Origin of the sequence: Pseudarthrobacter sp. W1I19 (assembly GCF_030817835.1) — a bacterium.
In the GTDB taxonomy this organism is placed as follows: Bacteria; Actinomycetota; Actinomycetes; order Actinomycetales; family Micrococcaceae; genus Arthrobacter.
Genome location: NZ_JAUSZR010000001.1, coordinates 1204025 through 1219281 on the forward strand (window position 1 = coordinate 1204025; position 15257 = coordinate 1219281).

Sequence of the window (15257 nt, forward strand, 5' to 3'; positions counted from 1 at the left end):
CGTCACGCGGTTTTGCAAGACACGACAGAACGTTTCAGGCAGCGGCTGCAGGATTCTTTTGCGCCTGGAAGGTTAGGTCCAGAGCCCAGTCTTGGGGAGCTGAGGGGCCAAGCTGCCAAACGTACTCGTTTTTGAGTTTCGCCCCATCAGATTTGAACGGGCCGGTGCGCATCGCATAGAACGCAACTGTGGGCAGGCTTGAGTCCGCCGATGTCAGGATTGCATTGTTGAAATCACCGTTCATTGCTCTCAGTTGCTTGAGGATGTAGTTCCTGTACGCAACCTCGTCCAAGGTGCGCTCGTGGGTGGCTTTGGCAGTAAGCTGCAACGCGATGTGCAGTTGCCGGTTGCCCTGCTCATCTTCGAAACTGACGAGTCGATGGTTTTCTACTGCAGCGAGAAGGCTCCGGTCGCCGCTGAGGACGTCGCGCAGCGCATCCGGCGCGACGACGGCCCCGTTGAAGTCGACGGACATGTCGCTCCTCCCGTAGTGGAAGAGCAGGGGGAGATCGAGGAACTGTTGACGAATGATGTGTGCGAGCCCGAATTCCTTGAGCACGGCGTTGAGGTCGCGCACCCGCAGCACGTGCCCGCGGTCATGGATGTTGTAACGGATCCGCGGATTGACGTTCTCCTTGCGCACGATCGTGACGACGAGTTCGCCGTTCTCGTTCGTTTCCATCAGGTAGTCGTACGGATTGAACTGGAAAATCATCGGGAGCACACCGTACTCTGCCTGCTTGGTGAGCCTCACGGACAGTTCAGCGTTAGAAGCGATGGCCTGCCGGAGCGCCACCGTGTAGTCAGTTTCGATTGCGATGTTGATTTCAAGGTCAGAGGCCCCGTAGGAGCCGAAGGCGCTGTGGGCGTACTTCGTGATGTGCGCGCGCATGTTTTCGCTGATGCCCTCGCCGCCGAAGGCCGCCACGATGTCGTAGTCTTCCCAATTGATGCGCTCATCTTCGAACAAAGCCTTCAGGAAGGGCGGGTAACTCAGGATGATGTACGTGTAGTCCACGCCAAACTCGAGCATCGTGGCGATTACCTTGTTGCGGTCCGGGCCTATGGACTTGATCATTGTGACATCCGTGAGGGAGGTGCTGACGTTCATCCCGGTCGCCCACGCTCCGAGCGAGAAGCAGTTGAGCACGAACGGCTGCTTCTTGAGGGTTTCCGCAGTCCGGGAAAAGCCAACTTGGAGCAACTGCCGTGTGGCGAGGCGTTCCTCCAGGCCTCGAACCCAGCTGGTGGGAACGCCTGAACTCCCAGAGGATTCGTCGACTACCACGCCGTGGCGGGGAAGTACGCCGTCGACGCTGCGGGCGGGAATGGTCCAGCGCTTGATATAGCTGTCTTTGTCCATCTCTGGCAGCGCTGCGAAGGCCTGGGTAAGTGTTTTGCCCCCGAGGGAAAGCTTGCCAGGTACTCCCTGTTCGGCGAGAAACTCGCGGTAGGCAGGGACGCGTTTGGCTGCCCTTTCAAAGGTCCGCCATGCCCTCCAGCGTCCGGCGGTCCACCGGAACGGTTCGATGCCCGGCATCAGCAGTATCCGGTGCGTGGAAATTCTCGGGGTGAACAGTCCAACAAACCTGTCCATCAGAAACACGAATACGAATATGAACCTTTTATTCACGGAGGGGCTCCTGTAGTGACGTGTCCTCGGGCAATGGACTAAGCAAGGTTGAGGTGGCGGGTCGGCGGTGTGCGGCTGGAGGGCGTGCGCTGTAGCCGAATCTGAAGAGCATCCAAGCCATTCTGTCCGCGTCTTCGTGAATTCCCGCCGCCCGAACGAATTCGGCGTGAGAAGCCGGGTTGGTGATGACCGTGCCGAAGGGATGAAGGCACACGCCTTTTTCAGTGAAGAAAAGCCAGACCCGCATGAACGTACGTCCGGCTTCCAGATAATCGGCGGGCCCGGCGAACGAGCCTTCCAGCCACCCGAGCTGCCGCACCCCGCGCATCGTCCGCAAGTAGATGGCTCTAATTAAGCCGCCGATCAAGGGGAATGACCACAAGCCCCGGTGCCTCATCGCGAAACGAAGCACCGGACCCGGCATGATCATGGTTTCTGCGCTGAGGCCGTCCGCCAGTGCGGCCGCTTCATCTTTTGAGAACCGCAACCAGTGCATAATTTCGGCGTAAACGGCATCATTGCGCAAGTCCGAAAATAGAGTCTTCTGGTTGATTTGCACGAGTAAAGAAACAATGTGGGCATCAGTGGTGGAGCGAAATTCGTATCCTTGCGCGGCGGCGATCGAAGAAGCTGACGCAAGTAACTCATTGCCCACAATCTTGCTGTCATAGGGCAGGCGGGACGTTCGCCTGGACCGGAATGCGGCAAGCCGCTGTTGGGCCGTAGACTGCACCTCGTCGTCCCCGGCGGTGGGTTCCAATCGCACCGTGCCAATAAGATGCAACCGGTCCGCGGCTGCGAAATCCATGTCCGAATGTTCAAGGGTTTCTATTATCCGGTAGCCGCGGGCAGCGGCGACCACGGACAACGACTCCAAAAAGACGCCCGCACAAACATGGCCGAAAGGGATACCAAACGATTCGGCGGGCAGTCCGAGGTCAAGATCGTAATAGACAACTGCCGCCGTGTCACTGATGGCCCTCAGCTTGATCGGCTGGGAGTTATGGGGTGAGGGATACCAGCGAACGTCATCAACGAGATCGAGCCAAAGGGCTCCAGTATCCATAACCATGTGGTCAATCTATGAGACGCAGATAACAATATCCGTCTAGGTGCGCATATCCTTCGCAAGACTTGAGGAAACAACGGCGTACGGCGCTTTCTGACCTGGCGGGACAGTGAGTATCCTTGTCACGGATACCCCGGCGCCGCCTCCACGCCAAAGTACTCCTCCAGCGTGTTGATGCCGCGGTTCAGCATGTCCGTAGCCGCCTCCACGCCGACGTACCGCAGGTGCCACGGCTCGTAGTAGTACCCCGTGATCGGGTGGAACATCCACGGATACCGCACCACAAACCCGAAGCGGTGCCCGTTCGCCTTCGCCCACACAGCCGCGGGCTGGTCTGCGAAGCACGGCTGGAAACTGCATGCGCCCCCGCCGTCCGCGATATCGAATGCCCAGCCGGTCTGGTGTTCCGAGTAGCCCGGCCGGGCGCTGGCCGTGTCAGCGTCGGCCTGGCCGCGCGAGGCGACGTACCCGTTGTAAGTCGCCACCTGCGTCGAATAGGAGCGGTACCCACTCGCCAGGACCATCGCGACGCCATCCTGCGCCGCAGCCGCGAACATCGCCTCGGCGGCGGCCGCCGCCGTGCTGTTCAGCAGCGCCGCTTCACCGGACGCGGTAGTCGCGACGGCGGGTGGCACCAGGTCAGCCGGCACGTAGTCCGCGGGCACCAGCGGCCGGTGCTTGTTGACCACCAGCCACGGACTCGCGGGATCCGTGAGGGAGAACTGCCGCGGCAGCGCCGAGGAGGGCGACGGCGTGGGGGACGCCTCCGAAGGCGGGGGAGCCGCCGTCGCGCCCTCCGCCGTCGTGATTGTCGCGGAGACGGAAGGCGACGGTGGCGCAGTGGGGGAGGCCGACGACGGCGCCACCGCCTCAGGTGCCGCCGGCGTGCAGGCAGCCAGGACGGTGAGCCCTGCTCCCGCCGCGAGGAAGCGGGTGAAGCTGCGCCGGCTGGGCGCCGTCCCTGCAGGTCCGGCAGCAGGAGCGCAGTCGTAGCACACCTGTGCTAGACCTTCCGCAGCAGCATGCGGCGGATCGAGTGGTCCGCATCCTTGGTGAGCACCAGCTGCGCCCGGCCGCGCGTGGGGAGGACGTTCTCCTCCAGGTTGGGCTCATTGATGCGCTTCCAGATGTCCCGCGCGGTGCTCTCGGCCTCGTCATCGGACAGGCTCGCATACCGGTGGAAGTAGGACTCGGGCTGGGCGAAGGCTGTGCTGCGCAGCTTGCGGAACCTGTCCACGTACCACTCTTCGATGTAGGAGGTCTTGGCGTCCACATAGATGGAGAAGTCAAAGAAATCGCTCAGCGCCAGCCCCTGCTTGCCGTCATGCCGCGGCCGGGCCGGGGCCAGGACGTTGAGCCCCTCCACGATCAGCACGTCCGGGCGGCGGACCACCACTTCCTTGCCCGGAACAATGTCGTACGTGACGTGGGAGTACCAGGGCGCCCGGACTTCCTCGGCGCCACTCTTGATTTCGCTCACAAAACGCAGCAGCGCCCGGCGGTCGTAGGACTCCGGGAAGCCCTTGCGTTCCAGCAGCTGCCGGCGTTTCAACTCTGCCAGCGGGTACAGGAAACCGTCCGTGGTGATCAGTTCAACGTTCGGGGTGCCGGGCCAGCGCCGCAGCATTTCGCGAAGCACGCGGGCAATGGTGGACTTGCCAACCGCCACTGAGCCCGCCACGCCGATCACAAACGGGGTGCGCTGGGTCTGCTCGCCCAGGAAGGTGGTGGTGGCGGCGTGCAGTTGGCCGGCTGCCTCAACATACAGGTGCAGGAGCCTGGAGAGCGGCAGGTAGACCTCCCGGACTTCCTTCAGGTCCAGGGGATCGCCAAGGCCGCGGAGACGGAAGATATCCTCCTCGTTAAGAGGCTGTTCCATCTCGTCTGCGAGCCGGGACCAGGTCTGCCGGTCCAGCTCGACGAACGGGGAGACACCCTCTCCGTTCGCTTCGTTGCGTTGCACAGTCACTTTAGAGATTCTGCCCCCAGCCCGGCTGAGAGCGAAATGCATGTGCGCTGGAGCACACTCTCCTGCGCAACAGAAGCGGCCGGTGCGCCGCGTCCCGGTTTAAGTCCCGGGCACCCCTGCCGATAGTCTTGAGGCTATGTGTGGAATCGTAGGATACGTGGGCCGTTCTGGTAACGGCGGAAGTCACAGTGCGCTGGATGTGGTCCTTGAAGGACTGCGCCGCCTGGAGTACCGGGGCTACGACTCCGCAGGGGTCGCTGTTGTGTCCCAGGGTTTGATTGAATCCCGGAAAAAGTCGGGCAAGCTGAGCAATTTGATTGCCGAGCTGGAAGCCCGTCCGCTGCCGGACACGGTCACCGGGATCGGCCACACTCGCTGGGCCACCCATGGTGGTCCCACCGACCGCAATGCGCACCCGCACCTGGCGGACGACGGCAAGCTCGCCGTCATCCACAACGGCATCATCGAAAACTTTGCCGAGCTCAAGCTTGAGCTGCTGGACAAGGGCGTGACGTTCCTTTCCGAGACGGACACCGAGGTGGCCGCGGCCCTGCTGGGTGACATCTTCCGGAACAAGCTCGGCGGCGACGTTTCCGACGGCGGCCTGACCCGGGCCATGGAGCTGGCCTGCCAGCGCCTGGAGGGCGCCTTCACCCTGCTCGCCGTCCACGCCGACCAGCCCGACGTGGTGGTGGCCGCCCGCCGCAACTCACCCCTGGTGGTGGGCCTGGGCGACGGTGAGAACTTCCTCGGCTCGGACGTATCCGGGTTCATCGACTACACCCGCCGCGCAGTGGAACTGGGCCAGGACCAGATCGTCACCATCACCGCGGACACCGTGCAGATCACGGACTTCTATGGCAAGCCGGCCGAGGGCAAGGAATACCACGTGGACTGGGACCCGGCGTCCGCGGAAAAGGGCGGGTTCAGCTCGTTCATGGAGAAGGAAATCCATGACCAGCCCGACGCCGTGGCGCAGACCCTGCTGGGCCGCTCGGACATCAACGGCAAACTGACGCTGGACGAGCTGCGGATCGATGTTGAGCGGCTGAAGCAGGTCAACAAGATCATCGTGCTGGCCTGCGGCACGGCCGCCTACGCCGGCACCGTGGCCAAGTACGCCATCGAGAACTGGTGCCGGATCCCCACCGAGGTGGAGCTCGCGCATGAGTTCCGCTACCGCGACCCCATCCTGGATGAGAACACCCTGGTGGTGTCCATCAGCCAGTCCGGCGAGACCATGGACACGTTGATGGCCGTCCGCTACGCCCGCGAACAGGGCGCGAAGACCATCTCCATCTGCAACACCAACGGCTCCACCATCCCGCGTGAGTCCGACGCCGTGCTGTACACCCACGCCGGCCCGGAAATCGCTGTGGCCTCCACCAAGGCATTCCTGGCCCAGATCACCGCCGCATACCTGCTGGGCCTGTACCTGGCACAGCTGCGCGGGAACATCTTCTCCGGCCAGATCAAGGACGTCCTCGCGGACCTGAACAAGATCCCGGCGAAGATCCAGAAGATCCTGGACAACGCCGGCCCGCTGCGCGAGCTCGCCCGGAGCATGGCCAACGAGAAGTCCGTGCTCTTCCTGGGCCGGCACGTGGGCTATCCGGTGGCCCTCGAGGGCGCTTTGAAGCTCAAGGAAATCGCGTACATCCACGCCGAAGGCTTCGCCGCCGGCGAGCTCAAGCACGGCCCCATCGCCCTGATCGACGAAGGCCAGCCGGTGTTCGTGGTGGTCCCGTCCCCCCGCGGCCGCGACTCCCTGCACGCCAAGGTGGTCTCCAACATCCAGGAAGTCCGGGCCCGCGGCGCCCGCACGCTGGTGATCGCCGAGGAAGGCGACGAAGCCGTGAAGGCCTACGCCGAGCACGTCTTCTACGTCCCCGAAACGCCCACCCTCCTGATGCCCCTGCTGACCACCGTTCCGCTGCAGATCTTCGCCGCGGAACTCGCCGCAGCCAAGGGCTACGACGTGGACCAGCCCCGCAACCTCGCCAAGAGCGTCACGGTCGAGTAGCAGGCCTGTTGTCTGACAGCGAAACCCCGGGTTCACCAACCCGGGGTTTCCGCTTTTAACTCCTCCTGCGCAGCGCCGTGGTCCGGCCAGTAACGTGCGTCACCGTAGAATAAGCCGCATGATTGTTGGCATTGGCGTAGACGTTGTAGACATCGAGCGGTTCGGCCGCCAGCTTGAGCGCACCCCCGGCCTCCGGGACCGTTTGTTCGTTCCCGCCGAGCGCGAGCTGAACACCAGGTCCTTGGCCGCGCGGTTCGCCGCCAAGGAAGCTGTGGCTAAAGTCCTCGGCGCGCCGGCCGGCATGAACTGGCAGGACTGCTGGATCGGCCTGGACCACAACGGCCCCACGGTCCAGGTCAAGGGCACTGTGCTGGCCGTCGCCGAAGCCAAAGGCGTCAAGCGCTGGCACCTCTCCATCAGCCACGACGGCGGCATTGCCACCGCCACAGTCTTGGCCGAAGGCTGAACCGGCGTCCCGCGCCACTGACGCCGTGATCAGCGCCTACACCGGAAAACAGATCCGGCAGGCCGAGGAACCACTTCTCGCTGCCGGGCTCGGTGATGTCCTGATGCAGCGCGCCGCGCACGGGTTGGCGAACGCCGTGATCCGGGAACTGAGATTCCGCGGCCTCCGGACGTACGGTGCGGGCGTTGTGGTCCTCGCCGGTAAAGGAAACAACGGCGGCGACGGGCTGTATGCCGCAGCGTTCCTCGCCGCCCGCGGGATGCGTACGACGGCGATACTCACCTCCGATTCAGCCCATCCCCAGGCATCGGCTGCTTTTGAGCGGGCCGGCGGGCGGGTCCGTCACCTTAGTGAGGCGGCGCTCGGCGAGCTGGCAGCAGAAACGGCCCGCGCCGACGTCGTGATTGATGCGGTGCTGGGGACGGGGGCGAAAGGTGGGCTGCGGGGGAGTGCCGCCAGCTTGGTCGACGCCATAAACGAGGCCCGTGCTCAAGCCGACGCCGCGGGCTTTGTGGTCGCGTGCGACCTGCCCAGCGGCGTGGATGCGGATACCGGCGGGGTCTGCGAACCGGTCCTCTCCGCAGACCTCACGGTGACCTTCGGAGCAGCCAAAACGGGCCTGCTCGCCGACCCCGGCGCGGATCATGCCGGCAGGGTGGACGTGGTACCCATTGGCATCGATGAGCACCTCGGCAGGCCGGAGTTGCGCAGGCTCGAGGATGCTGACGTCGCCCGCCTCCTGCCGCATCCCGCGCGGCGGGCCCACAAATATTCACGTGGAGTGCTGGGAGTGGTGGCCGGCTCGGCAAACTATCCCGGCGCAGCCGTCCTTGCCTGCCGGGGCGCCCTGGCCGCTGGCGTGGGGATGGTCCGGTACCTGGGGCCGCCCGAGGTGGCGGATCTGGTCCGCCAGTCCTGCCCCGAAGTGGTTTGCAGTACCGGCGCGGTGGCGGACAACCGGGTCCAGGCCTGGCTGGTGGGCTCAGGAATGGGGCCGGATGACCATGACCAGCTGCAGCGCGCCAGGGACGCCGTCGGGTCCGGCCTGCCCGTGGTGGCCGACGCCGGGGCGCTGCCCGCCCTTCCCGACCTCCTGGCGCCGCACGTGGTCCTGACCCCGCACGCCGGTGAGCTTGCCGCACTGCTGAAGAGGCTGGGCGGCGACGAGGACCGTGCGGCAGTGGAAGCCGGAACCCTTGCCGCCGCCCGGCGGGCGGCCGCCCTGACCGGTGCAACGGTCCTGCTTAAGGGGGCCACCACGCTGGTGGCCGCGCCCAGCGGGGACGTGTTCAGCCAGGCCGACGGCACTCCGTGGCTCGCCACTGCAGGCAGCGGCGACGTCCTGGCCGGCGTCATCGGTGCACTGCTCGCCCAGTTGGGTCCCGACGTCGGACGCTACAGTGAGGCGGGCGTGGAACCTGAGGTGCGCTGGGCTGCCGTGGCCGCGCTGGGAGCGGCGCTGCACGGCAAAGCCGGGAGGGCGGCGTCGGACGCTATCAGCGGCGGCCCGATCGCTGCTGGCGGAATCGCGGCGGCCTTGCCTGGCGTATGGGGTAAAGTAAGCACGCTTAGTAACTCTGGGGTCCGGAAACGTAATAGTCACACCTTGCCGTTACGGTAGGCATTAGTTCGCACCTGCAGTAGGGGCCCTGGGTTTTTGCTGTGGAATCAAAAAGAGGAGCATTATGGAAGTCTGGCCTGGATCGGCTTATCCCCTTGGCGCCACGTACAACGGAACCGGCACCAACTTTGCCCTGTTCAGCGAACGAGCAGAAAAAGTCGAACTCTGCCTCTTCGACGACGACGGCAAGGAAACCCGCATCAACCTGGATGAGGTGGACGGGTACGTCTGGCACTGCTACATCCCGCAGATCCAGCCCGGCCAGAAGTACGGCTACCGGGTCCACGGCCCCTACGACCCCGCGTCCGGCAACCGTTTCAACCCCAACAAGCTCCTGTTGGACCCGTACGCCAAGGCCGTCCACGGCCAGGTGGACTGGGACCCGTCGCTGTTCACCTACAACCTGGGCGAGCCGGACTCCATCAACAACGAGGACTCCGCCAGCCACATGATGATGGGCGTGGTGATCAACCCGTTCTTCGACTGGGACGGTGACCAGAACCTTCGGATTCCTTACCACCAGTCCGTCATTTACGAAGCGCACGTCAAGGGCCTCACCCAGCTGCACCCGGAAATTCCCGAAGAGCAGCGTGGCACGTACGCCGGCGTGGCCCACCCGGCCGTTATCTCGCACCTGCAAAAGCTCGGCGTCACTGCCATCGAGCTCATGCCCGTGCACCAGTTCGTCAATGACGGCACCCTGCAGGACAAGGGCCTGAACAACTACTGGGGCTACAACACCATCGGGTTCTTCGCCCCGCAGAACACCTACAGCTCCACCGGCGATACCGGCCAGCAGGTCCAGGACTTCAAGGCGATGGTCCGCTCGCTGCACAAGGCCGGGATCGAGGTCATCCTGGACGTCGTGTACAACCACACTGCCGAAGGCAACCACCTGGGCCCCACGCTGTCCTTCAAGGGCATCGACAACGCCGCCTACTACCGGTTGATGGAGGGCGACGAAAAGCACTACATGGACTACACCGGCACCGGCAACTCCCTGAACGTCCGCCAGCCGCACTCCCTGCAGCTGCTGATGGACTCGCTGCGCTACTGGGTTTCCGAAATGCACGTGGACGGCTTCCGCTTCGACCTCGCCTCCACCCTGGCCCGCGAGTTCTATGACGTGGACAAGCTCTCCACCTTCTTCGAACTCATCCAGCAGGACCCGGTTGTCTCCCAGGTCAAGCTCATCGCCGAGCCATGGGACGTGGGTCCCGGCGGTTACCAGGTGGGCAACTTCCCGCCGCAGTGGACAGAATGGAACGGCAAGTACCGCGACACCGTGCGCGACTTCTGGCGTGGCGAGCCTGCCACGCTGGGCGAGTTTGCCTCCCGCATCACCGGTTCTGCGGACCTGTACGAGCACTCCGGCCGCCGCCCCGTGGCGTCCATCAACTTCGTCACCGCGCACGACGGCTTCACCCTTTCTGACCTGGTGTCCTACAACGAGAAGCACAACGACGCCAACGGCGAGGGCAACAACGACGGCGAATCCCACAACCGTTCCTGGAACTGCGGCGTCGAAGGCCCCACGGATGATCCCGAGGTCCTGTCCTTGCGGGCCCGCCAGCAGCGGAACTTCATCGCCTCGCTGCTGCTGTCCCAGGGCGTGCCCATGCTCCTGCACGGCGACGAGCTGGGACGCACCCAGCAGGGCAACAACAACGGCTACTGCCAGGACTCCGAGCTGACCTGGATCAACTGGGAATCCATTGACCAGCCGCTGGTCGAGTTCACCGCCGCCGTCAACGCCCTCCGCGCCAAGCACCCCACCTTCCGTCGCAGCCGGTTCTTCGACGGCCGGCCCGTCCTGCGGGGCGAGGGCGAGCGGCTGCCGGACATCGTATGGCTCGATCCCGACGGTGAAACCATGAAGCCGGAGGCTTGGGAAGCCGGTTTTGGCCGTTCGGTGGGCGTCTTCTTGAACGGGGACGGCATCCAGGGCAAGGACGCGCGCGGGCGCAGGATTACCGACGTCAACTTCCTGCTGTACTTCAACGCCCACGACGACACCGTCAAATTCACCCTGCCTTCGGATGAGTACGCCCCGGCCTGGGACATCATTATCGACACTGCCGGGCAAAACGCTGATACCGAACCCGTTAATGCCGGACAGCCGCTGCCCGTGGAGGCCAAGTCCCTGGTGGTCCTGCGCGCGCACACTGTCGAGGAAGTTGAGCCGGACCACTCGGTCGCGGCATCCCTGGCTGCCCTGACCCAGACCTCCACCAGCGAGACTGAATCCCTCAGCACCCCCATGGTGGCAGAGCCAGGGAAGACCACCAAGATCGGAGCGCGGAAGGTAGGGGGAAAGTGAGGGTGCCTGCCTCCACCTACCGGCTGCAGATCCGCCGCAGCTTCACCCTGTTCGATGCTGCCGGGCAGGTTCCGTACCTGAAATCGCTTGGCGTGGACTGGGTGTACCTTTCGCCGATCCTCACTGCGGAGCAGGGCTCGGACCACGGCTATGACGTGACCGACCCCTCCGCTGTGGATCCGGAACGCGGCGGCCCGGAAGGACTGCTGGCCCTGTCCAAAGCTGCCCGCGAGCACGGCATGGGTGTCCTGGTGGATATCGTGCCCAACCACGTGGGCGTCGCAACTCCGGCGCAGAACCCCTGGTGGTGGTCCCTGCTCAGGGAAGGGCAAGGCTCGCCGTACGCCGAGGCGTTCGACGTCGAGTGGGACCTCGCCGGCGGAAAGATCCGGCTGCCCATGCTGGGTTCGGACCAGGACCTGGACAAGCTGGAGATCAAGGACGGCGAGCTCCGCTACTACGACCACCGCTTCCCGATCGCCGAAGGCACCTATGCCGACGGCGACACTCCCCAGGAGGTGCACAGCCGCCAGCACTATGAGCTGATTGGCTGGCGCCGGGCGGATGCCGAACTGAACTATCGGCGCTTTTTCGCGGTCACCACGCTGGCAGGGATCCGGGTGGAAACTCCCCGCGTTTTCGAGGAAGCCCATGCCGAGGTGGGCCGCTGGTTCCGCGAGGGACTGGTGGACGGGCTGCGCGTGGATCACCCGGACGGCCTCGCCGATCCGGGCGGCTACCTGCGCTGGCTCAAGGACCTCAGCGGCGGGGCCTATATCCTCGTCGAGAAGATCCTGGAGCCGGGCGAGACCCTGCCGCAGGATTTCGCCACCGAAGGAACCACGGGGTACGACGCCCTGGCTGACGTGGACCGGGTGTTTGTTGACCCCGCCGGAGAACAGGCGCTCAATGAGCTTGATGCCAAGCTCCGGGAGTCTGCAGCCCCCGCGGACTACGCCGAAATGATCCGTGGCACCAAGCGGATGATCGCCGACGGCATCCTCCGCTCCGAGGTGCTGCGCCTGGCCCGCCTGGTTCCCGAGTCCCACGGGCTTCCGGTGGATCAGGCGGCTGACGCCCTGGCGGAAATCATCGCGGCCTTCCCGGTGTACCGGAGCTATTTGCCCACTGGGGCGGAGATCCTCAAGGAAGCCTGCGAGTCCGCCGCGGCCTACCGGCCCGAGCTGCAGGTTGCGGTGGGAACGTTGCTGCCGCTGCTCCTGGACCCGGCCAACCCCATCGCGGTCCGGTTCCAGCAGACCTCGGGGATGGTCATGGCCAAGGGCGTGGAGGACACCGCTTTCTACCGCTACACCCGGCTTGGCACGCTGACGGAGGTGGGCGCCGAACCTACCGAATTCTCCGTGTCCACCGAGGAGTTCCACCAGCGGATGCTGCGCCGGCAGGAACACCTTCCGCTCTCCATGACCACGTTGTCCACGCATGACACCAAGCGCAGCGAGGACGCCAGGGCCCGGATTTCGGTCATCGCCGAACTGCCCCGGGAGTGGGCGGCCACCCTGAACACGCTCCGCGAGCTGGCGCCCATTCCGGACGGCCCGTACGAAAACCTGCTCTGGCAGGCCATCGTGGGAGCCTGGCCCGCGAGCAGGGAGCGGCTCCAGGGCTACGCCGAAAAGGCTGCCCGGGAAGCAGGCAACTCCACCAAGTGGACGGACCCCAACGAGGAGTTCGAGTCCAGCGTCAAGGCTGCGGTAGATGCGGTGTTCGACGAGCCCCGGGTCACCCAGGTGGTGGAGGATTTTGTTGCACGGATCGATTCCTTCGCCGCGTCCAACTCCGTGTCCGCCAAGCTGGTCCAGCTGACCATGCCCGGCGTCCCGGACGTGTACCAGGGCAGCGAGTTCTGGGAACGCTCGCTGACTGACCCCGACAACCGGCGTCCCGTGGATTTCGCGGCCCGGCAGCAGGAGCTGGCAAAGCTCGACGGCGGCCAGCTGCCCGAGGCGGGAACGGAAACCAGTAAGCTTCTGGTCACCTCCCGCGCACTCCGGCTGCGCCGCGACCGGCCGGAGCTGTTCCAGGGCTACACGCCGGTGGCCGTCACGGGCGCAGCGGCCGGGCACCTGCTCGCGTTCCACCGCGGGGCATCGGATGCTCCGGGAGCGCTGACGCTGGCCACCCGGCTGCCTGCAGGACTCGCGGCCGGCGGCGGCTGGCGGGACACCGCCGTCGAACTTTCCGCTGCCACGCGTGACGAGCTGACGGGCGCCGCATACGGTCCCGGCAGCGTTTCGGTGGCAGAGGTCCTGGGTACCTACCCGGTGGCTTTGCTGGTACCGGCGGATGGAGAAAAAGCATGACCCTCGTCAACAGCGGGCCCGGACGTTTCGACGTCTGGGCCCCGGAGGCGCAATCGGTGATCCTGCAGGCGAACGGCCGGCAGTATCCGATGCTGAAGAAGGAGACGGCGCCCGGGCACGAAGGGTGGTGGACCGCGCCGGACGCACCCGGTGAGGGCGAGGTGGACTACGGTTACCTGCTGGACGGAGACGGCCACCCGCTGCCCGATCCCCGGTCGCGGCGGCTGCCCGCCGGTGTCCACGAGCTCTCCCGTACCTTTGACCCGGCCGCCTACACCTGGCAGGACGCAGGCTGGAGGGGCAAGGACCTGCAGGGCTCGGTCATCTACGAGCTGCATGTGGGCACGTTCACTCCCGAAGGCACCCTGGACGCCGCCGCCGGAAAGCTGGGCTACCTGGTGGACCTGGGTATCGACTTCGTGGAGCTGCTCCCGGTCAACGGCTTCAACGGAACCCACAACTGGGGCTACGACGGCGTGCAGTGGTACGCGGTCCACGAGGGGTACGGCGGGCCAGAGGCCTACCAGCGGTTTGTGGACGCAGCCCACGCCGCCGGGCTCGGCGTCATCCAGGACGTGGTGTACAACCACCTCGGTCCCAGCGGCAACTACCTGCCAAAGTTCGGCCAGTACTTGAAACAGGGGGATGCCAACACCTGGGGCGACTCCGTGAACCTGGACGGCCCCGGCTCGGACGTGGTGCGCGAGTACATTCTGGACAATCTCGCGCTGTGGCTCCGGGATTACCACGTGGACGGGCTCCGGCTGGATGCCGTGCATGCCCTGCGCGATGAGCGGGCCGTGCACATTCTGGAGGACTTCGGTGCCTTGGGGGACTCGATCTCGGCGGAAACCGGGCTGCCTAAAACCCTGATCGCGGAGTCGGACCTGAACAACCCGCGCCTGATCTACCCGCGGGACGCCAACGGCTACGGCCTGGACGGACAGTGGAGCGACGACTTCCACCACGCCGTGCACGTCAATGTCAGCGGCGAGACCACCGGGTACTACTCCGACTTTGAGTCCCTGGCGGTCCTGGCGAAGGTCCTGAAGGACGGGTTCCTGCATGACGGCAGCTACTCCAGCTTCCGCGGCCGGCACCACGGCAGGCCCATCAACGCTGCCCTCGTGCACCCCGCGGCGCTGGTGGTGTGCAACCAGAACCACGACCAGATCGGCAACCGGGCCACCGGGGACCGGCTCTCGCAATCGCTCTCTTACGGGCAGTTGGCCGTGGCCGCCGTGCTCACGCTGACGTCACCGTTTACACCCATGCTGTTTATGGGCGAGGAATTCGCCGCGAGCACGCCGTGGCAGTTCTTCACCTCGCACCCGGAACCGGAGCTGGGCAAGGCCACCGCGGAAGGCCGCATCAAGGAGTTCGAACGCATGGGGTGGGATCCCGCCGTCGTGCCCGATCCCCAGGATCCGGAAACCTTCCGCCGGTCCAAGCTCAACTGGGACGAAGCGTCGGGCGGGGACAACGCGCGCCTCCTGGAGCTGTACCGCTCACTCACGGCGCTGCGCCGGAAGCATTCGGAGCTTGCCAGTCTTGGCTTCGGGGAGACGGACGTGACGTTCGACGACGACGCCGGCTGGCTGCGGTTCCGACGGGGAAGCGTCGAGGTGCTGTTGAACTTCTCCGACGCCAAGCTGCGGCTGGACGACGTTTCGGGGACAGTCCTGCTCGCCACCGACGAGGGAACCGGCCTTGACGGCGAAGCCCTCGCCCTGGCGCCGTGGAGTGCAGCAGTCCTGAAATCCTGATTCCTGCTGGAAAGTTACGCCGCCGGCTGCGCTCTGTCAGCCCGCGGCGTAACTTTTCCCGCCACC

Annotated in this window: 10 protein-coding genes; 6 read left to right on the forward strand and 4 right to left on the reverse strand. The window is 65.1% G+C overall.

The features are described 5' to 3' along the window. Positions 1–34: 34 nt before the first annotated feature. From QF038_RS05705 to coaA, 4 genes are all read right to left on the reverse strand, one after another. Complete coding sequence (locus QF038_RS05705) at positions 35–1633, reverse strand: phenylacetate--CoA ligase family protein (RefSeq protein ID WP_307609277.1); 1599 nt, start codon at positions 1631–1633, stop codon at positions 35–37. Next, positions 1626–2705, reverse strand: coding sequence for a hypothetical protein (locus QF038_RS05710; RefSeq protein ID WP_307609278.1), 1080 nt, complete (start codon positions 2703–2705; stop codon positions 1626–1628). Before QF038_RS05710 ends, QF038_RS05705 begins: the two co-directional genes overlap by 8 nt. A 119-nt stretch (positions 2706–2824) precedes the next feature. After that, positions 2825–3700 (reverse strand): D-alanyl-D-alanine carboxypeptidase family protein, encoded by an 876-nt coding sequence (locus QF038_RS05715; RefSeq protein ID WP_307609280.1) that lies wholly within the window; start codon positions 3698–3700, stop codon positions 2825–2827. A 5-nt stretch (positions 3701–3705) separates the two neighbouring features. After that, positions 3706–4713, reverse strand: a complete 1008-nt coding sequence (gene coaA, locus QF038_RS05720; protein WP_307609282.1) for a type I pantothenate kinase — start codon at positions 4711–4713, stop codon at positions 3706–3708. 94 nt (positions 4714–4807) lie between these two features. On the opposite strand from coaA, the gene glmS reads away from it, so the two are divergent. The 6 genes from glmS to treZ all read left to right on the forward strand — a co-directional run bounded on the left by glmS (position 4808) and on the right by treZ (position 15191). After that, positions 4808–6694, forward strand: a complete 1887-nt coding sequence (glmS, locus tag QF038_RS05725; RefSeq protein ID WP_307609283.1) for a glutamine--fructose-6-phosphate transaminase (isomerizing) — start codon at positions 4808–4810, stop codon at positions 6692–6694. Between the two features lie 118 nt (positions 6695–6812). Next, a complete protein-coding gene (locus QF038_RS05730; protein WP_013601780.1) occupies positions 6813–7160 on the forward strand; it encodes a holo-ACP synthase in 348 nt (115 codons plus the stop codon). 25 nt (positions 7161–7185) lie between these two features. Next, entirely contained in the window at positions 7186–8781 is a 1596-nt protein-coding gene (locus tag QF038_RS05735) for an NAD(P)H-hydrate epimerase (protein WP_307609284.1), read from the forward strand. Positions 8782–8845: 64 nt separating this feature from the next. Next, a complete protein-coding gene (gene glgX, locus QF038_RS05740; protein ID WP_307609285.1) occupies positions 8846–11101 on the forward strand; it encodes a glycogen debranching protein GlgX in 2256 nt (751 codons plus the stop codon). Then, a complete protein-coding gene (gene treY, locus QF038_RS05745) occupies positions 11098–13425 on the forward strand; it encodes a malto-oligosyltrehalose synthase (protein WP_307609286.1) in 2328 nt (775 codons plus the stop codon). The genes glgX and treY overlap by 4 nt, the downstream gene beginning before the upstream one ends. Continuing rightward, positions 13422–15191, forward strand: coding sequence for a malto-oligosyltrehalose trehalohydrolase (treZ, locus tag QF038_RS05750; protein WP_307609287.1), 1770 nt, complete (start codon positions 13422–13424; stop codon positions 15189–15191). The genes treY and treZ overlap by 4 nt, the downstream gene beginning before the upstream one ends. The last annotated feature ends 66 nt before the right edge of the window (positions 15192–15257 follow it).